A 20,187-nucleotide genomic window follows, 5' to 3' on the forward strand; every position below is an offset into this window, starting at 1 on the left:
AGTTTTCATGGCGGTTACGCCCACGGGGACGCATGCGCACTGGTCGTCGCGCTTTGCATTCATCATGGCAGCGGTCGGGTCCGCGGTCGGTCTCGGCAATCTCTGGCGCTTCCCGTTCATGACGGGACAGAATGGCGGCTCGGCCTTCGTGCTGATCTATATCGGTTGCGTGATCCTGTTCGCGCTGCCGGTGCTGATGGCGGAAATCGCCATCGGCCGCCACGCCCAGCAATCGGCAATCTCCTCGACGCGCAAGATGGCGCTTGAGGCGGGAAAATCCGGCAACTGGTCCATCGTGGGCTGGGTGTGTACCGCGGCCGGCTTCCTGATCCTGACGACCTATTCGGTGATCGCCGGCCAGGTCATGGCGTTCTCGGTCGCCGGTTTCGCCGGTGGTTTCGGGACGGATGAAGGCGCGACCATGTTCTACAATGGTCAGGGCATTCAGTTGTTCTGGCACGTCCTGTTCATGGGCCTGACGGTTGGTATCGTGGCCCAGGGTCTCAAGGGCGGGATTGAACGCGTCGCCACGCTGCTCATGCCGCTCTTCTTCGTTGTCCTGCTGGGCCTGACGATCTACTCGCTGGTCAATGGTCACGCGGCTGAAGCCGTCGCCTACCTGTTCCGGCCGGACTTCTCGGCTGTTTCAGGCCAGACTTTCGTACAGGCGCTCGGCCAGGCCTTCTTCTCGGTCTCGGTCGCCTCGGCGATCATGATCACCTATGGCTCCTATCTGTCCAAGGATGCCAATATCGGTTCCTCGTCGCTGACGATTGCGTCGGCCGACACGCTGGTCGCCCTTGTGGCCGGCCTGATGATCTTCCCGATCGTGTTCATGGTGGGCATCGACCCCGGTGAAGGCCTGGGCCTGATCTTCTCGGCACTGCCGGCCGTCTTCGCCGACATGCCGGCGGGCAATATCATCGGCGGCTCCTTCTTTGCGCTGGCGCTGATCGCGGCCGTGACCTCGTCTATCTCGCTGCTGGAAGGCGTCGTGGCCTTCGTCGACGAGCACGCAAATTTCGGCCGTGCGCAGACGGCGGTTCTGGTCGGCTTCTTCGCCTTCATGATCGGTGCGGGCGCCGTCTATTCACCGGAGTTCGGTGGCAATTTCGTCGACTGGCTCTCGGGCAGCCTGCTGCTGCCACTGGGCGGTTTCCTGGTGGCGGTGTTTGCCGGCTGGGTGATCCCGAAGGCGCTGCTGCGCGACGAGCTCTCGCACACCGGTAAGGGGTTGTTCGAGTTCTTCCACTTTGCGGTGCGCTGGATTGTGCCGCCGGCGATCTTCGTGATCCTGGCGCTGGGCCTGGACGCCCAGTTCAACAATGGTGCCATTGGTGCGATGTTGGGGCTCAGCTAGAGCCTCATAACGGCATCATTGAAGTAACACGGGGTCGCATCCATCCGGTGCGGCCCCGTTTTCTTGTCCGGATCAGCTCATGCGGTCGGCAAAGGCGTCGGTCGCGCGCACCAGCGCATCGACGACCCCCGGCTCGCCTGCAGCATGGCCGGCATCGCCGATCATCTGCAGCCGTGCCCGCGGCCAGGCCCGGGCCAGCGACCAGGCCGAGCGCGGCGGGGTCACCATGTCATAGCGGCCCTGCACGATGACGCCGGGCAGGTGGCTGAAACGGCCGACATCCTCCAGCAGCACGCCATCGTGTTCCAGGAAGCCCTTGTGGACGAAATAATGCGTCTCCAGCCGGGCCAGCGCGTCGGAGCGGATCGGGTCGGCGAGCGGGGCGGACGGGTCGCCGGTCATCGAGATCAGCGCACTCTCCCAGCGCGCCCAGGCGAGGGCGTCCGGGCGGCGGCGGACAATGTCCGGTTCGGCCAGACGCTCGTAGTAGGCGCGCACGATATCGCCGCGTTCTTCCGGGGCGAGGGGATCGACCAGGCGTTCCCAGGCGTCCGGGAACAGCATGTTCGCGCCCTGGCGGTAGAACCAGTTCAGCTCCAGCTCGGTACACAGGAAGACACCGCGCAGGATCAGGCCGAGGCAGCGGTCCGGGTGCTGGCGGGCATAGGCGATGGCCAGGGTCGCACCCCAGGAGCCGCCGAAGACCAGCCACTTGTCGACACCCATGCGTTCGCGGATGCGCTCGATGTCGTCGATCAGGTCGGCGGTGGTGTTGTTCTCCAGCCCGCCATGCGGCGTGGAGCGGCCACAGCCGCGCTGGTCGAACAGGATGATGCGATAGCGGCGCGGGTCAAAAAAACGGCGCAGGGCGGGTGAGACGCCGCCGCCGGGACCGCCATGCAGGGTGATGACGGGCAGGCCGTCGGGACGGCCGCATTCCTCGACATGAAGCTCGTGTCCACCGCTCACCGGCAGGCGGAATGTCTGCGTTGCATGGATCGGCGGATACAGCAGTCGGCGGGAGTAGGCGGCGTCCATTCCAGTCCTGTCCTGTTAGCGCGGCGTAAACGCAATAAACCATAGCCTAGACCCTCATGTCCCTATATCATCTTTCACCTCGGGGCTAATCAGAGACTGTTGGGAAACCACCGCGTAATGACCGGACTTCGGCGCTTCCTTGTGGCATTGGCCGCGTGTTCCTTCGTCGCGGGCTGTGCCAGTGCCCCGATTTCCGTCTCGTCCCGCTTTGCCGGAGCCGGTGAAGCCTCGCCGCAGCAGGCCAGCGTCAGCCGGACGGCCGCCGATTTCGAGGATGTCGCCCGGGCGCGCGGCTGGATCCGCGAAGCCGGATCGATGGAAACCGCCATGTCCTGGATGGGCCGCCTCGCTGGCCAGTCCGGCGACGATGACGCCTCGGCCGGCCGCGCACCGGTTGCCCGCTATCTTGAAGCCAACGAGACCACGCTGGATGCGCCCGGCTTTGCTGCCCATTTCCTGACCGACATGACCCTGGCCTGGGAACTGGCCGGCGCGGTCGACAATGCCGCTGCCGAGCTGATCGCCCAGGGCGGCGGTGTCTCCCGCAGCGCCCTCAGCCGCAGCATCGGCGATGTCGAGACCGTCACCGCCCGCGCCCGCGACACGCTGGCCCTGTTCGATGCCGTTCTGGCGGAAATGCCGGTTCCCGGCGACGACGAACTCGCCAGCCAGCTGGTGTCCGAGCGGGACCTCTTCGCGGTCCGCACTGACAGCCTGCGCGAGCGCGTCGACGAACTGGTCGATCTGCGCCGCAGCAACGCGTCCGGCGACAGCCTGTCCTGATGCTCGATCCCGATAGCGTAAAGGGCTTTCTCGCTCCCGAGGAAGGCGCGGATCTCGCCGCCTGTGCACGCGAGGCCGGCCGGCTCGGGCCGGTGCTGGAGATCGGCAGCTATTGCGGCAAGTCGGCCCTCTATCTGGGACCGGCCGTGCGTGAGGCGGGCACGGTGCTGTTCACGCTCGACCATCATCGCGGTTCGGAAGAACACCAGAAGGGCGAAGAGTATCACGACCCCGACCTCTACAATGCCGAGCTGGGCGCGGTGGAAACACTGCCGGCCCTGCGCGAGACGCTGTTCCGCGCCGGCCTGGAAGACTGTGTGATCCCGGTCATCGGCAAGTCGGCGACGGTGGCTGCCCACTGGACCACGCCGCTGGGCATGGTCTTCATCGATGGCGGGCATTCCATGGAGGCGGCGCTGGCCGATTATCGCGGCTGGAGCGGACGCATCCTGCCGGGTGGATTGCTGGCCATTCACGACGTCTTCCCGAACCCGGAGGATGGCGGCCGTCCGCCCTACGAAATCTGGAAGCTGGCCTGTGCCTCCGGCCTGTTCGAACCGGTCAGGCGGACAGGAACGCTGGAAGTGCTTCGGCGTCTGGCCTGACCGGATATTCCACCACCCAGTTGCGCACCAGCAGGCCGGAGCCCGGAGTGAGGCCGTCCAGCGCGTCGGCCGCCATGATCAGCGCGCCGGCAGTCCAGCTGGGGCGCTCGTAGGGCCAGACGACTTCCTCGACGAATTGCCAGCCCATCCAGTAACCGCCGGACCTGGCTTTCAGCGGCGCGAGATCGGCGATCAGCGTGCGGGCCTGGTCGCGCTTGCCGGCGGCGAGGCAGGCCAGGGCCAGCTCGGCGGTTTCGGCCGCCGTGACCCAGGGCTCGTCCGAAACGCAGCGGCAGCCCAGCCCCGGCTTCACGAAGTCCGTCCAGCGGGCATAGAGACGCGCGCGGGCGGCCTCGCCGGTCAGCACACCGGCCAGAACCGGATAATACCAGTCCATCGCATAGCGGCGGCGATCCGTACCCTTGCGGTCGAAGCGGGCATCATTCTCGCGCAGCACTGCGCCCAGCTTGCGCCGGGCCTGGGCCCAGTGATCGACGGGGGCCTCCATCAGGCGGCCCATCAGGATGGCGCATTCCAGCGATTTGTAGAGCGAGGCATTGCCGGCGCGCAGCGAGTCGATCGTCTCCAGCGGCTCGTCGCCATCGCGGGCACGCCAGACGATATCGCCCTGCAGGGTCTGGTGGGCGAGGATGAAGTCCATCGCGCGCTGCACCATCGGCCAGTAGCGCGGCAGGTCCGACAGGGCGCCCAGCGCGAGCAGGGAGCGCAGCACGGTGACGGCGGCATAGCCGGTGAAGTTCGTGTCGCGGGCGGTGTCCGGCGTGCCGGGGACGAGATGGCGATTGGTGTCGTCCAGCGGCACCGAGGCCCCCAGATCGCCGGTCCAGCCGCCATCGGCCTCCTGGCGTTCGGCGAGATGGTCGAGGGCGCGGCGCGCGGCCGTTTCCCGGCCGGCGATGGCCAGCCCCATGGCGCCTTCGCCATGATTCCAGGCATCCCAGATACCTGCCTCGATCCAGGGAATGTCGCCGCCGGGGCGCTGCAGCGCCTCGATGTGACGGGCACAGGCGCGGATGTCGACCAGGCCCGCCATCACGCCGTCTTCCGGAAATACATCACGACCGACTTGCCCATCACCGGGTCGAGCAAAGCTTCCATCGCCCGCGTCAGCCGGGGCCGGTCCAGCAGGTCCCACTCCAGGAATTTGCGGTAGATGCGGACCAGCGTGCTGGTCTCGCGGCCGTCCCACAGCGCGCATTGCAGCCACCAATAGGGGCTGTGCAGGCTGTGCGCCCAGTGCCGCAGATAGCGCCGGAAGCCGTGTTTCTCGACCTGGGCCTTCAGCGCGTCCGGCCGGAAGATGCGCACATGGCCGCCCGGTGTGCGCGGATAGCCCGGCGCCAGCCACCAGCAGATCGCCTCCGGCCAGTAGCGTGGTACCGAGGCGACGAAAATGCCGCCGGGTTTCAGAAGGCGCGAAATCTCCGACAGGAAGCGGTCCGGATCGGGCACGTGTTCGAGGACTTCGGAACAGATGATCCGGTCGAAACTCCTGTCGGGGAAGGGCAGGGCCTCCCCGTTGGCGGTCGCCAGCACGGCATGGCGCAGCGGCGAGGCCGGTTCGGGCGGCGGCAGTTCGAAGAATTTGTCGAGCGCGATGACGACATCGTCATGGCACAGGTCCACGCCCACGGCGGTGACCGGCGTCTTGTCCCAGTAGAGGCCGTGCAGGTGGCGCCCCTGGCCGCAGCCAAGGTCGAGCACGCGCTGGCCTGCATCCAGGTCAAGCGCTTCGAGGCGGACAGTCAGCATGCGCGGGCTTTCCCCCGTTCGGCGAGCGCTTCGGCATAGAGCCGCGAGGCGGCCAGGGCGTGGGACGACCAGTTGAACTCGGTGCGAGCGCGGGCACTGGCCCGCTCGCCCAGCTGTGCCGCTTCGGCGGGCGCATCCAGCAGGCGGGCGAGATTGGCGGCCATCGCCTCGGCATCGCCGGCCGGCGAGACGAGACCGGCATCGCCGACCACTTCGGGCAGGGCACCGCCATCGCTGGAAACCACAGCCGCGCCGCAGGCCATGGCTTCCGCGGCTGGAAAGCCGAAGCCTTCGAACCGCGCCGGGCAGGCGACGATGTGGGCGCGGCGATAGAGGTCCGCGATCTCCTCGCGGGTGAGGTCGCTGGAAGTCGAGACGCGTTGCGACAGGCCGTGTGCGGCCAGCCGGCGCTTGGCCGGTCCGTCGCGCAGCTGGCCGACAATGTGAAGCCGGGCCTTGGGCCGTGCGGCTGCGACCCGTGCAAGTGCATCGATCAGCACGTCCAGGCCCTTGATCGGCACGTCGGCACTGGCCGTTGTCACGATCAGCCCGGTCTCGCGCGGAATGGACGGATCCGGCCGGAAGACGTCGTGGTCGATACCGTTATAGGCGACGCGCACGCGGTCCGGGGCGACGCCATAGCGTTCGGCATGGGTGTCGCGCGCGGCTTCGGAGACGGCGAGATGCCGCTGCAGGCGGCGCGCGGTGCGGGCCTGCATCCCGACAAACCGGTACCAGCGCCGGGTCAGCAGCGCCTTCCACCAGGCATCGCTGGCGGCGAGGGCGTAGTCGTGATCGATCGCGATGGGGTGGTGCAGGGTGGTGATCACCGGCAGGCGGCGCTCGATCCGCAGGAAGGGTGTCGAGAGCGTCTGGTTGTCGTGCACGACATCGTATTCGCCGGCATTGCCGGCGAGATAGCGCTCGAGGCGGCGGCCGAAGGCATAGAGCTCGCCGAAGGCGCCGGAATTGTGCGCCAGCCATTCCGACAGATCGGCCCAGGAGGCCAGATGCTTCGCACGCAGCGCCATGAAGGCATTGTCTTCGGCAAACAGGTCGAGCGAGGGCAGGCGCACCAGATCGATGCCGGGATCGAGTTCGGGATAGGGCGGGCCGGAGGCGACGGTGACCTTGTGGCCCAGCGCGGCCAGCCAGCGCGTCAGCTCGCGGATATAGACGCCCTGGCCGCCGACATGCGGGTGCGAGCGATAGCCGGTGACGAGCACACGCAGCGGCCGGACGGGATCCGCGTCCGGTGTGTCTTCCAGCTGTGTGGAAACAAGGGTATCTCGGCCCATGACGCGTGATTCCGGCGGTGGTGTTCGAACCGCGAACCTATAGAAGTGAACATTGTTCGCCAAGCATGCCGTGCCAGCCTGCTGCATTGCAGGATCCGCAACGCCACGCCAGGAAGGCAAGATGATCCGCACGCCCGCATTCCGCTTTGCCGCCTATTACGGCGCCTTCTACCTGACACTGGGCTGTTTCCTGCCCTATTTCCCGCAATGGCTGGACGGGCGCGGACTGTCGCCGGAATGGATCGGCTGGATCGTGGCGGCCGGCATGGCCGGGCGCACACTGGTCTCGCCGGTGGGTGCGCGATGGTCGGATCGCGCGGTGCGCCGCCGCGATCCGATCCTGGTCTTTGCCATTGGCTGTGTCGTGGTGTTCGGGCTGCACGGCCCGTCATCCCTGCCCTGGGTGCTGCTGGTCCTGTCCTTCCTGTCCGGCGCGCTGCTGTTCGGACAGATCCCGGTGATCGATGCCTTCGCCATGCGCGCGGCGCGCGACGAGCGCTTCGCCTTCGGCCCGGTGCGGGCTTTCGGTTCGGCGATGTTCATCGTCGCCAATTTCTCGGCCGGCGCGCTGATCGACCGTTTCGGCACGGAGAGCATTCTCGCCTGGCTGATCCTGGGGGCGGGCCTGCTGGCACTGGCTGCGTCCTGGCTGCCCGAGGGGCGCCGGCCGGACACGCACAGCGCCGATCATGCCCGGCTGGGCCATATCCTGGTGATGCTGGGCGGCCCGCTGGGGATCGCCCTTCTGGCCTCGGCCATGGTGCAGGCGGGGCATGGCTTCTACTACGCGTTCTCCGCCAAGGCCTGGAGCGAGCAGGGGCTGTCGGGCACCGCAATCGGCGCGCTGTGGGCGACGGGCGTTGCCGTCGAGATCGGCTTTCTCTGGCTGTCCGGGCGCGGTCTTCTGGGACGTGCAAGCCCGGCCATGCTGATCGGGGCCGGGGCCGTCGCATCCATCCTGCGCTGGGGGCTGACCGCGTTTTCCCCGCCGCTCTGGGCGCTGTTTGCACTGCAATCCTTGCATGCGCTCACCTTCGCCGCCACCTATGTCGGGTTCCTGCGGTTCGCGTCCGACCATGTTCCCGACGAACACGCGGCGCTGGCTCAGGCACTCAACTCGGCCCTGTCCGGCGGAGTTGTGATGGCCGCGGCCTCGGCGGTGTCGGGATATTTCTATGCCCGGATCGGCGCGGGCGGGTTTGCATTGATGGTGATTCCGGCCTTGTGTGGCCTGGCTGCCGCAGTTTTGCTGCACCGCTTCCAGGCACTCCCGCGGGCGGAGAAATTCGACTAGGGTCAGGGGCATGAGAGGAGAAACTGTCATCACTGCTGACCCGGCGGGCCTGACCGTCCGGGAGGACGGGGGACGCACCGTGCTGGCGCCGAGCGGCGACTGGCTGGTCGATACCGTCGGTGTGCAGGATGCCGCCATTCGCGCCGTCGAGGAGAACAGCGAGCCGGGCGATATCGTCATCGACCTGGACGGGCTGGGCCGGATCGACACGGCCGGCGCCTATCTGCTCGGCCGGGCAACGCGGCGGTGCAGCGAGCCCGACGGCGACATTCACTATCGCGGCGATCATCCCACGGCCCGGCGGCTGATCGAGGAGGTACGCTCGCGCACCACGATCTGCCAGCCCGAACGCGAACCCGCCTTCGGCTTCATGGGTGCGATGGCGCGGATCGGGGCGGGCCTCGAGGCAGCCTGGCTGGAAGCGGTCAGCACGATGGCCTTCTTCGGCCGTACCGTGACAACGGGGCTTCGCATGGCGGCCCAGCCCTGGCGCTTCCGGCTGACACCGACGGTCTGGGCGATGGAAGAGGTGGGGGTGAATGCCCTGCCCATCATCGCCGTCCTGTCCTTCTTCATCGGCGCGGTCGTGGCCTATATGGGCGCCAACCTGCTGCGCAGTGTCGGCTTCTCGGTCTTTACCGTGGAGCTTGTCGGTATCGCCGTTCTGCGTGAGTTCGGCGTGCTGATCACCGCGATCATGCTGGCCGGCCGTTCCGACAGTGCCTTCACTGCCTCGATCGGGGCGATGAAGATGCAGCAGGAAATCGATGCCATGCGTGTGCTCGGCCTCGACCCCTACGAGGCACTGGTGATGCCGCGCGTGGTCGCCTGCGTACTGATGGCGCCGCTCCTGACTTTCGGGGCGATGATTTCCGGAATTTTTGGCGGCATGCTGGTCGCCTGGTCCGCCCAGGACATCTCGCCCACACTGTTCATCACCCGCTTCCATTCGGAACTCGACTGGAGCCATTTCTGGGTCGGCATGTCCAAGGCGCCGGTCTTCGGGCTTGTCGTGGCGATCATCGGCTGCCGCCAGGGTATGGAAGTGCGCGGCGATGTGGAGTCGCTCGGGCGCCGGGTGACGGCATCCGTGGTGCAGTCGATCTTTGCCGTCATCGTGCTCGAGGCACTGTTCGCCATGATGTATCTGGAGCTGGGCATATGAGCGCGGAGGACATTCTCATCTCCGTGCGGGGCCTTCGTACCCAGTTCGGCGATCACGTGGTGCACGACGATCTCGACCTGGACATCCGCCGGGGCGAGATTCTCGGCGTGGTCGGCGGTTCGGGCACCGGCAAGACGGTGATGATGAACGCCATTCTCGGCCTCATGACGCCGGCAGCGGGCGAGATCCGGCTGAATGGCCGGCTGTTCAGCGAGATGAGCGCGGCCGAGCGGCGGCGCGTGGACAGCCGCTGGGGCGTGCTGTTCCAGAACGGGGCCCTGTTCACCTCGCTCAACGTGCTGGAAAACGTCATGGCGCCGCTGCGCGAGCATGTCGACATGCCGATCTCCCTGATGGAGGAGATCGCCGGCATGAAGATCGGCCTCGCCGGCCTGCAGCCGGAAGCCGCGACACGCTTCCCCGCGGAACTGTCCGGCGGCATGCGCAAGCGCGTCGCCCTGGCGCGGGCCCTGGCGCTGGATCCGGAAATCCTGTTTCTCGACGAGCCCACTGCGGGGCTCGATCCGATCGGTGCGGCCGCTTTCGACAGCCTGGTGCTGGAATTGTCGCGGGCGCTGGGCCTGACCATCATGATGATCACGCACGATCTCGACAGTCTCTACGCGATCTGCGACCGGGTGGCCGTACTCGCCGACAAGCGGGTGGAGGTTGTCGCTCCGCTCCGCGAACTGCTGGACCATCCGCATCCGTGGATCCAGGAATACTTCCACGGTCCGCGCGGCCGCGCCGCGCTGGCCGGAAAGGAGATTTAGGCATGGAAACCAAAGCCCATCACGCGCTGGTCGGCCTGTTCACCGTCCTGCTCGCCGCTGCTCTCGGCTTCTTCGCCCTCTGGCTGGGCAAGGTCTCCTTCGACGAGGATTATGCCCTCTACGACATTGTGTTCGACGGGCCTGTCCGCGGGCTGCGTGAAAGTGGCGAGGTGCGGTTCAACGGTATCCAGGTCGGCGAGGTGATCGAGCTGGAACTGGACGAGCAGAGCCGGGTCATCGCCCGGGTCCGCGTGCTCGCCCAGACGCCGGTCAGGGTGGACAGTTTCGCCCAGCTCGAACCGCAGGGTCTGACCGGCCTGTCCTATATCCTGATCTCCGGCGGTTCGCCGAATGCCCAGCGCCTGCTCAGCCCGCCGGGCCGCCAGCCTCCGAAAATCTTCGCCCGGCGCGCCCAGCTGGAGGGGCTGTTCGAAGGCTCCGAAGATGTGCTGGACGCCGCCCAGACGGCGCTGTTCCGCCTGTCGGCCCTGCTCAGCGAGCAGAATGTCGACGAGGTGTCGGAAACCCTGTCCAACCTGCGCGCCCTGACCGAGCGGCTGAGTGCCGAGGATGCCCTGATCGCCGACATGCGCCAGGCGATCGGCCGGATCGATACGGCGGCCGGCGACATCTCGGCCGCGGCCAGTTCGCTGGAGCGGTTCGGCACGACGGCCGAGCGCTTCCTGGTCAATGATCTGACGCCGGCCGTCAACGAGACCACGCTGGCAGCCCAGGCGGTCAACCAGGCGGCCGTGAATACCGACACCATGATCCGCACGATCACGCCGCCGCTGGAAGATTTTGCAGACAGCGGGCTGCAGGATCTCAACCGGGCTTCGTCCGACCTGCGCCGCCTGATCGCGACGCTCGAACGCATCGCCCTGGAAATCGAGAGCAATCCCGGTGCCTTCGTCGCCGGCTCGCCCCGTGAAACCGTGGAGGTCCCGCAATGAGCGGAACACGTTTCCTGAAGCCGGCGCTGATCGCGCTGGGCCTGCTGCCGGTGGCAGCCTGTGTCTCGCTGCTGCCCGAGAGCGATCCGGTCTCGGTCTACCGCCTGTCCTCGCCGGAACCGCGCGAATGGAGCGGCAATAGCGAGAACTGGACGATCATCGAGATCGAGATGCCGCAGGCGCCGCGCGGCCTGTCCGGCGACCAGATCGCACTGGTCCGCGACGGACAGAGCCTGGCCTATGTCCATGGCGCGCGCTGGATCGCACCGGCACCGGGCCTGCTGCAGAGCCTGGTGATCGACACGTTCAACGCCGATCAGGCGCGCCTGGCACCGGCCCGGCCGGAAGACGGGGTGCGGGCCGATTACGAGCTGCATCTCGATCTGCGCCAGTTCGAGGCGGACTATGATCATGGCGACAGTGCTGCGCCGACCGTCCATGTGCGCATTGCAGCGCGGCTGGTGGCCGAACACGGCCGCCGCTTTGTCGGGGCGCGGGTGTTTTCCGCGGAACGCCGGGCGGCGGACAACCGGACCGGGGCCATCGTCGATGCCTTCGATGCGGCTGCGATCTCGATCAGCCGCGATATCGCCGGCTGGACCGCCATGGCGACGGAGATGCAGGACAGCGAAGCCGGCGGCGAATAGCCCCCGCCGGGGTCAGGTCTGGTCGTCGGAGCGCTTCTTGCGGTCAGACGGTGACGGCGCGCCGTCCTCGTCCTGCGGCATGTTGGACAGCAAGTCCTTCCAGCGCCAGCCCGGATCGCCCTGACCCCGGCGTCCGCCGCGTTCGGGGAAGCCGACACTGTTGTCGCTGCGCGGACGCTCCTCGGCCGGTGCTGCCGGCGTCTCGCCATCCCGGTCCGAAGTGTCTTTCGCGTCCGGACCGGCGGCTGAGGAATCCGGTGATTGTGCGGGCGACGAGCGCCGCCGCTGCAGCGGGTCCGGCAGTTCGTTCGCACCGAGATCGGGCACGCGCCGGCCGCCGGCCACACTGCCCATGCGCAGCATGAAGTCGCTGAGCAGTTCATAATTCTGGCGGATGCGCGACTGGAAGGCCGCGTCGATCTCCTGCGCTTCCTCGGCAGCCGCCATGGCGGCGGCATTCAACCCGTCCAGACCGCGGCGCAGGGCGTCGGCGGCTTCCTGGGCCCGGTCGCGCGCCATGACGGGCATTTCCGCCAGACGCTGTGTCATGGCCTCGATCTGGCGTTCGACCGACTGGCTCTCGGTGCGCGCGGTTTCCAGAACGGCCTCGAGACGGCGGCGCACCGAGTCGGCGGCCTCGTCGGCGGCCCGCGATGCGCGCTGGGTGAGTTTCTCGGCCTCGGCCAGGCGGGCCTCGAAGGCCTCGTCCGAACGGCGGGCGGCTTCATAGGCCGTCTCGTTGGTTTTCTCGACCTTGGAGGAGACGATATCCGCCTGTTTCTCGATCGCCTCGATCGCGGCTTCGGAGACCTCCTTGGCCTCCTGCGCGGAAGCGATCAGGCGGGCCAGCGCGGCCTCGTGCTCGCTGGCGGCGTGTTCGGTTTCCGAACGGACCCGGCCGGCCATGTCGTCGGCCCGCGCCAGAGCGGCATCGACCGCCTCGCGGAACGCCTCGGCACCGGAGGACGCCGCCGATTTCAGCGCACCGGCGCCTTCCTGGGCGGTCCTGGCCATGACTTCCAGTTCGGCCTTGTGGAAGTCCAGCGCAGCGGCGATCTTTTCCTGCTCCTGACGCAGCGCCTCGCTGGCCTCGCTCAGGCGCTGGCGGTGTTTCACATAGGCTGCGTCGAGGTTTTCGGAGCGTTCCTTGAGACCGTTGGACAGGTCGCGCAGGTGATCGGCGCGTTCGGTGATGACGGTCGCAGCCTGGTCGCTGCGCTCGACGATCGCCGTGCCGGCAGCATCCAGATCGCTCAGGCTGGCGCGGATGCGCTTTTCGCTGTCGCTGGCCTGGGAGGCGGCGAGTTCGGCTGCTGCGGCAACCATTTTCGACTGGTCTGAAATCGCGGCGGCGATCAGGGCGGCCTTGTCGTCGAGGGATTCCGACACCTCGCCGAGGCGCAGGCGTTCGCTGCGCAGATCCTTCAGCAGGCCTTCGGCGCGGTCGCGCGCATCGGTCGCCGACTGTTCCAGCGTGTCCGCATGGTGCGCGATGACTTCTTCCATGGCGGCGAGACGGGCCAGCGCGCTTTCCAGCGCCGCATTGATCCGCTCGACCTCGTCGGACACGGCATCGGACAGGCTCTGGACTTCATGTTCGGCATAGCGGGCGGGCTCGACCAGCTTGCGCAGGGCGATCTCGACGCGCCGTGTATTGCGGCCGCTGCGGACGACTTCCCGCGCCATCAGGCCGCTCATGATGAAGAGCAGGGCCGGCGCGATGGCGAACACCGAAAGACCGGTCAGCTGGCCGAAACCGTATTGCGCCAGCGCGTCCAGCGACTGGATACCCAGATATCCCCAGATGAAGGCGCCCGCGGCGCCGATCCACAGCAGCGCGAACGTGTTGCCCAGCCAGACCATCCAGTTGCCGCTGGACTTGCCGCCGGCATCGTCCCATTGCGGGTTCCGGGAAGCCTGGGTGGACAGCGCATGCGACTGTGCCGTGGCGACCGGTGAATCCTGAGCGTCATCCGCCATATTCATCTCCGCCAGTTCGATTGTCTGGTCCTGGGTGTATCTGGTCATTCCGCGCCCGATTGGCTGCCTTCATCCGGCGCCGGATCAAGCCCTGCGCGCGCCGGATTGTTCATTATGGCAGAGAATAGGCGCAAATGCGCGCCGGACACACAGATAATCTATGCGGAACCGGTATTTGCCGGGAAAACCTGCGGTCGATGGCGGGGATCAGCTGCGGTAGCTGTACGGCGGTTCGGACACCAGGCGCGGCGTCTCGTCGATCCGGAACAGGCTGCCCGCCGCATCCGCGCAATCGCTCAGGGATGTCGCGTTGTAACCCACGCCCTGGAAGGCATAATCCTGACCGGTCACATAGACGGCAGAGATGGTCCGGTACTCGGCCGGACCGACAGCGGCGCAATCGACCGCCTCGACCTCGATCCCGACGGACGACAAGGCCGCCAGCGCGAGCCATTCAATCAGCGAAGCGAGAAACTGGATCATCCCAAACGTGCACCCTACGATCCGATTCAACCCCTCACGAGGGTATGACGCGTTATATCCAAGACACGTTCATGGAAGATGGGAATTTTGTGAATTGTTTGTAAGCAAGGTGGCGGAAATGCGGCAGGGGCAGCACGATCATGGATGAGCGCGACGGGGCAGGGCTGCGCCGGCTTCTCGGGCTTTGCGCCTTCGGCCTTCTGCTGGCCAACCTGCCGGGCATGGCGGGCGTGTGGCCCTCCGCCGACCTGCCGGAGATCGGCGGCCGGACGCTGGGTGCTGCCGATGCCTTGGCCTGGTGGACCGGCCAGACGCTTGTGTCCTGGACATTCAATATCGTGCTGATCGCGGCGTTCGGGGGCTGGCTGGCCTGGCAACAGGACCGGGGCTTGCGTGTGCCGCTGGGCTGGATGCTCCTGCTGGGCCTGGTTCTGGCCTATTTCGTCTGGTTCGGAGAGCTGATCTCGATCCTGGCGATCGCAAGCATGATTGCCTTGCCGCTGCGGGCCATGCAGCCGGCATCGCGCCTCGTTACGGCGCTGGTCCTGGTCGGCGGGACGCTGCTGATCGTGGTGGCGGGATCGGCCGTGACCGCGCTTCTGCCCGATACGATGGAGCCCGGCCAGCTGCTGGGTTTCGGCGCCGAACAGGCCACCGAAGCTGAAGCGGCACACCGGGCGGGCTATTTCGCGCAATTGCCCCGCAATATGGCAACGGCGCTGCAATGGCATCTCATGGAGGTCGTTTTTCTCGGCGGCGGCGTTCTGGGGCTGGCAATGATCGGCATGCTCGCCCTGGAAACCGGATTTGCCGGCGGGCGGTGGCCGGCGATGCACTATGTCCTGGTCGCGGCCGTCTGCCTGGGCCTCGGCCTGCCGCTGACCGGATGGGCGGCTGCGGCGGCTCTGGCGCGGGACTTCGCCCCGTCCGGCCTGTGGCAAAGCAATGGCGCCCACGCGACCGGCGCCTTGCTGTGCGCGGCCGGCTTCGCGGCGCTGATCAGCCTGGCGGGCAACCAGGCCCGTCTCGTGCCGGTTACGCGTCTGCTCGAACAGGCCGGTGAGATCTGGCTCAGCCTCTATACCGGCCAGCTTCTGATCGGGCTTGCCCTGTTCTCTCTCCTGCCAGGCCTGTCGCTCTACGGACGATTGGGACCGGCCGGTCTGGCGCTGACCGGTTTTCTTCTGTGCGTCGTGCAGGCGCTCGCCGTCTGGGCCTGGAGCCGCTCTTTCCGGACCGGTCCCGTGGAGTGGCTGCTGGACGGGCTGTCCCGCCGGCGGTTCGGCCCGCTGCGCCGCGGACCCGGAGCGTGATCAGGTGAAGTGGGTAGCGGTTCACCGGTTCGATCACGCGACCGTTCAAGATTCCGGAGCAGGATCGTTTCCGCAGGAAAGGGGCCTGCTCTAAACTTCGGCGTCCGGCTGGTTTTCCGGTTCGGCGTCCCGGAAGGCGGGCAGAGCCCGTGCCGCTTCGTCCGCCGCCAGCAGGGTAGGGCAGTTCGAGATGTCGGCGCCCCACCGGCGGGCATTGTACATCTGTGGCACCAGATACACTTCAGCGAGACCGGGTTCATCGCCGTGCAGGAAGGGGGTGGTGCGCGGGTGTGCGGCGACCATGGTCTCCAGCGATTGCAGACCGGAACCGATCCAGCGCTGGGCCCAGGCCTTCATGCCCTCCGGGCCCTGGCCCAGATCGCCGGCAATGGCCTTCAGGATGCGCAGGTTCTGCACCGGATGGATGTCGCAGGCGATCACCGACGCCCAGCCGCGCACGAGGCAGCGCGCTTGCGCGGATGAGGGCAGCAGCGCCGGCTGCGGCCAGGTCTCCTCGATCCATTCCAGGATGGCCGGCGATTGCAGCAGGCGCTGGCCGTCATGCTCCAGCACAGGCACCAGACCCTGCGGCTGGATGCGCCGCCAGTCCTCGCCATTCTGTTCGCCGTCTTTCAGATTGATCGAGACCTGCTCATAGGCAACGCCCTTGAGATTGAGGGCGATGCGCAGGCGATAGGCGGCGCTTGAGCGCCAGTAGCCATAAAGCGTCGTGGTCATGAGCGGGCCTCCGGGATGGAGAATTCCAGCACCGGCAGGCCGGCGATCTCTGCCTTCACCGTGTCGCCCGCCTTGAGCGGGCCGACGCCGGCCGGCGTGCCGGTGAAGACGAGGTCTCCGGCGCCGAGCGTGAAGAAGCGGCCCAGCTCGGCCAGAAGCGCATCCGGCGCCAGGATCATCTGGTCCAGATCGCCCGATTGCCGGGTCTCGCCATTGACCGACAGGCCGATCGCACCGGACGCCGGCGGCGGTCCGGCGCGCAGGGTGCCGACGGGCGCGCTGTTGCGGAACGCCTTGGCGATTTCCCAGGGTGCGGACTTTTCCTTCAGCCGGGCCTGCAGGTCGCGCTTGGTCAGATCGACCCCGACGCCGCTGGCGACGATGGCACCTCCTTCGCCCAGGGCCAGCACCAGTTCGACTTCATGGTGCAGATCCGCGGTCTCGGCCGGATAGGCGATGGTGCTGTCCGGTGTCACGGCGTCGGCGGGCTTCATGAAGAAGATCGCTTCGGCCTTCGCCCCCATCTCCTTTGCGTGATCGGCATAATTGCGGCCGATGCAGAAGACACGGGCAACCGGGAAGGAACGGCTGTCGCCGTCGATGGCAAGGCGGGGCCGGGCAGGCGGCGTCACGAAGTCGGTCATGGCGCTTGAAATAGCGCGAGCCGTGCCCGGTCGTCGAGACAACAATCGCTTGCGGCTCACGGCCCTGTGTTGCAGGACTGCTGCATGACCCGTCCGACCGTGCCCGATACCCCGTCGCACCTGCGCCTGCAGGACTATCTGCCCTATCGCCTCGCCGTCACATCCAATCTCGTCAGCCGGCTTGTTGCCCGCGCCTACCAGGACCAGTTCGGTGTGACGATCTGGGAATGGCGCGTGATCGCGATCCTGGGTGAGGGCGTGCCGATGACGGCCCAGGCGATCAGCGACAGTGCGGCCATGGACAAGGTGTCGGTGTCACGGGCTGTGCGCAGCCTGGAAGGGCGCGGACTGGTGGAGCGCGAGAACCACGCCGCCGACCGGCGGTCACGGATGTTGCATCTGACGGCCGACGGGTGGCGTGTCTATGATGAAATCGCACCGGTCGCGCTGGCGCAGGAAGCGGCCTTGCTGTCGGAGTTTTCCCAACGCGAGATCGAGGTTCTGGCAGGATTGCTGGATCGGTTGCGTCAGCGCTCCGACGCTCTGTCCCGGTCCTGAATCGAAACCGGTTTTTATGGTAACCAAATGCTGGACGCACGTTTTGGTTATCATTGACCATCTATGCTTGTTTTGCCTGATGTGACTTCGAGAATTAGAAACGCAATTATTGAAAACTGTAATAACCTATGAGCGGCTGACATCCTTCTGTTAAGAAGCCGGCTCTAGGTCTGGCCCTCAAGCGGCGCCGCGTGGCGTCCCCCATAGAACAGGGTAGGGGCCTTAATGCGTTTTCTGATTCTGCCGGCACTCGCCGGCGCTCTCATTTCATCTCCGGTTTTTGCCGAGACTTCCCAGCGCGATCTCGAAGTGATCGGCCGTGCGCTGGGCTTCATGGAAGGCGTCTCGGGATCCGAGCGTACGGTCGCGATCGTCTATGACGGCGCCAGTGAAGCCGAAGCGCAGGCTCTCGCCGGCGCCATGTCCGGCGGCCTGTCAGCTGGCCGGGTCACGCTGAATGCGCGCCTCGTTCCGATGGCCGATGCGGGCAGCCTGTCCGGCGCCCACGCCGCGGTCCTCCTGGGCTCGGCGTCCGGCGATGCCGGCGTCTTCTCCGCCGCCAGCTCGGCCGGCGTGATGACCGTTTCCACCGATATGGGCTGCGTCGAGAGCGGCCAGTGCGTGATGGGCGTCCAGAGCGCCCCGTCGGTCCGCATCGTTGTCAATCGCGGTGCCGCCGATGCCTCGTCGGTCTCCTTCGCGGCCGCCTTCGCGATGATGATTGAAGAAATCTAGACCGGACAGGATCCAGAAGAGTTACGACCATGAAAAAGCAAATTCTTACCACTTCCATTTCTGCACTGGTGGCCGGTCTCGCCTGGCAGGCCGGCGCTTCGGCTCAAACCCTCGACTACACGGCGATGAGCGAGCTGTTCGGCGAGCCGGTCACGGCCGGTGCCACGGGCGCACCGCAGCGCGCTTCCGACGTTCCCGCCACGATGGTGATCATCACCGGCGAGGACATCCGCCGTTTCCCGGAACGCGATATTCCGGGCATCCTGCGCCACTATGCCGGCATGGACGTGACCCGCTACGGCTTCGGCGACGGCCAGGTCAATATCCGCGGTGCCGCGACGGGCTATACGCCGCGCCTTCTGGTGCTGGTGAACGGCCGTGAAGTCTATCTGGACAGCTATGGCTACACCGCCTGGGCGACCCTGCCGGTCCAGCTGGACGAGATCCAGCAGATCGAGGTGGTGAAGGGCGCCCAGTCGGCGCTTTACGGCTTCAACGCCGTGTCCGGCGTCGTCAACATCATCACGCGCAACCCCGAACTCGGCAACTACGCCACCGCGCACGTCGATGGCGGCACGGACAGTTATACCGACCTGTCGCTGGTTGCCGCCTACGGCTTGGGCGAGCGTGCCTCGGTCCGCTTCAGCCTGGGCTCGACCCGCGCCGACGAGTTCGCCGGCTATCCGGGCAATACCGGTGCGGCCGGCTTCGGCGATGTCGAGTTCTCCCGCGACACGCTGGCTCTGGAAGGCCGCTTCGCCCTGACGAACAAGGTGAACCTCATCACCGAATTCACGCATTCCGAAGTGAACCAGGTGGAAAGCACCAGCATCGCGCTGGCCGCCGAGAGCGAATACGAGATCACCTCCTATCGCGCCGGTGTCGAAGCCGATACCGATCTGGGCTTCCTGACGGTCTCCGGCTTCCGCAACGAGGTCGAGGTGCTCTACAGCTTCGGCCTGAACGAGACCTCGCTGACGGCCTTTGCGATCGAAGACCTGTTCAAGGTCGGAACGCGCAACACCATCCGTCTGTCGGCCGAGTATCGCGACGGCGAGTCCAACTCCTTCCCGGCTCCGGGCAATGGCGATTTCGGCTATGAGACCCTTGCCGCATCGGCGATGTGGAGCCGCAAGTTCTCCGACAGCATCGAGCTGACCCTGGCCGGCCGCTACGACCATGTGGACTGGAGCCGTGACGGCGATCTCGATCCGGCGCTCTACCCGTTCTCGCAGGAGGACTATGACGTCACGATCGAGGAGTTCAGCTACAATGCCGCGCTCGTCTGGCGTCCGGAATTCGGCGGCACGATGCGCTTCTCGACGGGCCGCGGCGTGCTGGCGCCGACGATGTTCGACATCGGTTTCGGCCTGCCGGTAACGGTGGGCGGCAATACGCTGGTCATCTCCGGCGACCCGAATATCGAACCTGCCATCGTGACCAATTACGAGATCGCCTATGACCGGTCTCTGTCGCCCGCCGTCGATCTGCGCGCAGCGCTCTTCTACCACGAGACCGAGAAGGACCGCGGTGCCTTCGGTCCGGTGCCGGATCTCTTCCCGCCGGCCGTGAATGCGCCGGTCTTCCTGTTCGGAAACCGTGGCGACACGGCGACGACGGGTGCAGAGGTAACGCTCAACGGCAATCCGGAAGGTCCGTGGAACTGGTCGGTGAACTACACGCTCCAGTCCGTCGAGGACGATCTTTCGCCCTTCGGCGTCAACACGGTGCGCGACTATGAGGGCGCCACGCCGAGCCATCTGGCGAATGCCCGTGTCGGCTGGACCGGCGAGCGTTTCCGCGCCGATGTGCTGGTCAATTATGTCTCCAGCACCGATGTGCCGATGCAGCCGGCTTTCGGAGCCGTGTCGCGCGTGTCTGTTGACGACGTGATCTCCGCCTCCTTCCGCGGCGAATACGTCATCAACGACCACCTGTCGGTCGCGCTGAACGCCCAGAACGCGAATTTTGGCGATGGTGAACAGACCAATGCCAATACGTTAACTGAATCGCGTTTCTGGTTGTCACTCCGCGCAGGTTTCTAGCG

Annotated in this window: 20 protein-coding genes; 12 read left to right on the forward strand and 8 right to left on the reverse strand. The window is 66.5% G+C overall.

Annotated features, from left to right (window positions below):
• Positions 1-7: 7 nt before the first annotated feature.
• A complete protein-coding gene (locus PKE71_RS04875; RefSeq protein ID WP_271185839.1) occupies positions 8-1,360 on the forward strand; it encodes a sodium-dependent transporter in 1,353 nt (450 codons plus the stop codon).
• A gap of 72 nt (positions 1,361-1,432) precedes the next feature.
• On the opposite strand, the gene pip is transcribed toward PKE71_RS04875, so the two are convergent.
• Positions 1,433-2,398: a prolyl aminopeptidase gene (pip, locus tag PKE71_RS04880; protein ID WP_271185840.1), complete on the reverse strand. Its 966-nt coding sequence runs from the start codon at positions 2,396-2,398 to the stop codon at positions 1,433-1,435.
• 117 nt (positions 2,399-2,515) lie between these two features.
• Here pip and PKE71_RS04885 point away from each other — a divergent pair, with 117 nt between their 5' ends.
• Together PKE71_RS04885 and PKE71_RS04890 are read left to right on the forward strand one after the other, a co-directional pair.
• Positions 2,516-3,181, forward strand: a complete 666-nt coding sequence (locus tag PKE71_RS04885) for a hypothetical protein (protein WP_271185841.1) — start codon at positions 2,516-2,518, stop codon at positions 3,179-3,181.
• The gene (locus PKE71_RS04890; RefSeq protein WP_271185842.1) at positions 3,181-3,786 is read left to right on the forward strand and encodes a class I SAM-dependent methyltransferase; all 606 of its coding nucleotides are present in this window, start codon (positions 3,181-3,183) and stop codon (positions 3,784-3,786) included. Before PKE71_RS04885 ends, PKE71_RS04890 begins: the two co-directional genes overlap by 1 nt.
• On the opposite strand, the gene PKE71_RS04895 is transcribed toward PKE71_RS04890, so the two are convergent.
• The 3 genes from PKE71_RS04895 to PKE71_RS04905 are packed head-to-tail and all read right to left on the reverse strand — an operon-like array spanning position 3,743 to position 6,857.
• Positions 3,743-4,840 carry a prenyltransferase/squalene oxidase repeat-containing protein gene (locus PKE71_RS04895; protein ID WP_271185843.1) on the reverse strand — a complete coding sequence of 366 codons (1,098 nt, stop codon included), beginning with the start codon at positions 4,838-4,840 and terminating at the stop codon, positions 3,743-3,745. The two genes, PKE71_RS04890 and PKE71_RS04895, sit on opposite strands and share 44 nt — an antisense overlap.
• Positions 4,840-5,559: a class I SAM-dependent methyltransferase gene (locus PKE71_RS04900; protein WP_271185844.1), complete on the reverse strand. Its 720-nt coding sequence runs from the start codon at positions 5,557-5,559 to the stop codon at positions 4,840-4,842. The genes PKE71_RS04895 and PKE71_RS04900 overlap by 1 nt, the downstream gene beginning before the upstream one ends.
• A complete protein-coding gene (locus PKE71_RS04905) occupies positions 5,553-6,857 on the reverse strand; it encodes a glycosyltransferase family 4 protein (RefSeq protein ID WP_271185845.1) in 1,305 nt (434 codons plus the stop codon). The genes PKE71_RS04900 and PKE71_RS04905 overlap by 7 nt, the downstream gene beginning before the upstream one ends.
• A gap of 121 nt (positions 6,858-6,978) precedes the next feature.
• Between PKE71_RS04905 and PKE71_RS04910 the strand changes: the two genes are divergently transcribed.
• The 5 genes from PKE71_RS04910 to PKE71_RS04930 are packed head-to-tail and all read left to right on the forward strand — an operon-like array spanning position 6,979 to position 11,689.
• Positions 6,979-8,151 carry an MFS transporter gene (locus PKE71_RS04910; RefSeq protein WP_271185846.1) on the forward strand — a complete coding sequence of 391 codons (1,173 nt, stop codon included), beginning with the start codon at positions 6,979-6,981 and terminating at the stop codon, positions 8,149-8,151.
• Between the two features lie 10 nt (positions 8,152-8,161).
• The gene (locus PKE71_RS04915; RefSeq protein WP_271185847.1) at positions 8,162-9,316 is read left to right on the forward strand and encodes an MlaE family lipid ABC transporter permease subunit; all 1,155 of its coding nucleotides are present in this window, start codon (positions 8,162-8,164) and stop codon (positions 9,314-9,316) included.
• Positions 9,313-10,089 carry an ABC transporter ATP-binding protein gene (locus tag PKE71_RS04920; RefSeq protein WP_271185848.1) on the forward strand — a complete coding sequence of 259 codons (777 nt, stop codon included), beginning with the start codon at positions 9,313-9,315 and terminating at the stop codon, positions 10,087-10,089. Before PKE71_RS04915 ends, PKE71_RS04920 begins: the two co-directional genes overlap by 4 nt.
• Before the next feature lie 2 nt (positions 10,090-10,091).
• Positions 10,092-11,042: an MlaD family protein gene (locus PKE71_RS04925; RefSeq protein ID WP_271185849.1), complete on the forward strand. Its 951-nt coding sequence runs from the start codon at positions 10,092-10,094 to the stop codon at positions 11,040-11,042.
• A complete protein-coding gene (locus PKE71_RS04930) occupies positions 11,039-11,689 on the forward strand; it encodes an ABC-type transport auxiliary lipoprotein family protein (RefSeq protein WP_271185850.1) in 651 nt (216 codons plus the stop codon). The genes PKE71_RS04925 and PKE71_RS04930 overlap by 4 nt, the downstream gene beginning before the upstream one ends.
• Positions 11,690-11,701: 12 nt before the next feature.
• Here the strand turns inward: PKE71_RS04930 and PKE71_RS04935 are convergent, their stop codons facing one another.
• Positions 11,702-13,717: a coiled-coil domain-containing protein gene (locus PKE71_RS04935; RefSeq protein ID WP_271185851.1), complete on the reverse strand. Its 2,016-nt coding sequence runs from the start codon at positions 13,715-13,717 to the stop codon at positions 11,702-11,704.
• Positions 13,718-13,876: 159 nt separating this feature from the next.
• The gene (locus PKE71_RS04940; protein ID WP_271185852.1) at positions 13,877-14,152 is read right to left on the reverse strand and encodes a hypothetical protein; all 276 of its coding nucleotides are present in this window, start codon (positions 14,150-14,152) and stop codon (positions 13,877-13,879) included.
• Positions 14,153-14,292: 140 nt separating this feature from the next.
• Here PKE71_RS04940 and PKE71_RS04945 point away from each other — a divergent pair, with 140 nt between their 5' ends.
• Positions 14,293-15,465 carry a DUF418 domain-containing protein gene (locus PKE71_RS04945; RefSeq protein ID WP_271185853.1) on the forward strand — a complete coding sequence of 391 codons (1,173 nt, stop codon included), beginning with the start codon at positions 14,293-14,295 and terminating at the stop codon, positions 15,463-15,465.
• Between the two features lie 90 nt (positions 15,466-15,555).
• Here PKE71_RS04945 and maiA read toward each other — a convergent pair whose 3' ends face one another.
• Positions 15,556-16,203, reverse strand: a complete 648-nt coding sequence (maiA, locus tag PKE71_RS04950) for a maleylacetoacetate isomerase (RefSeq protein WP_271185854.1) — start codon at positions 16,201-16,203, stop codon at positions 15,556-15,558.
• Positions 16,200-16,847, reverse strand: a complete 648-nt coding sequence (locus PKE71_RS04955; RefSeq protein ID WP_271185855.1) for a fumarylacetoacetate hydrolase family protein — start codon at positions 16,845-16,847, stop codon at positions 16,200-16,202. Before PKE71_RS04955 ends, maiA begins: the two co-directional genes overlap by 4 nt.
• A gap of 84 nt (positions 16,848-16,931) precedes the next feature.
• Between PKE71_RS04955 and PKE71_RS04960 the strand changes: the two genes are divergently transcribed.
• The 3 genes from PKE71_RS04960 to PKE71_RS04970 all read left to right on the forward strand — a co-directional run bounded on the left by PKE71_RS04960 (position 16,932) and on the right by PKE71_RS04970 (position 20,185).
• Complete coding sequence (locus tag PKE71_RS04960) at positions 16,932-17,405, forward strand: MarR family winged helix-turn-helix transcriptional regulator (protein ID WP_271185856.1); 474 nt, start codon at positions 16,932-16,934, stop codon at positions 17,403-17,405.
• Between the two features lie 225 nt (positions 17,406-17,630).
• Positions 17,631-18,140 (forward strand): hypothetical protein, encoded by a 510-nt coding sequence (locus PKE71_RS04965; protein ID WP_271185857.1) that lies wholly within the window; start codon positions 17,631-17,633, stop codon positions 18,138-18,140.
• 29 nt (positions 18,141-18,169) lie between these two features.
• Positions 18,170-20,185: a TonB-dependent receptor plug domain-containing protein gene (locus PKE71_RS04970; protein WP_271185858.1), complete on the forward strand. Its 2,016-nt coding sequence runs from the start codon at positions 18,170-18,172 to the stop codon at positions 20,183-20,185.
• Positions 20,186-20,187: the final 2 nt, after the last annotated feature.

Origin of the sequence: Maricaulis virginensis (assembly GCF_027922185.1) — a bacterium.
Lineage (GTDB): Bacteria > Pseudomonadota > Alphaproteobacteria > Caulobacterales > Maricaulaceae > Maricaulis > Maricaulis virginensis.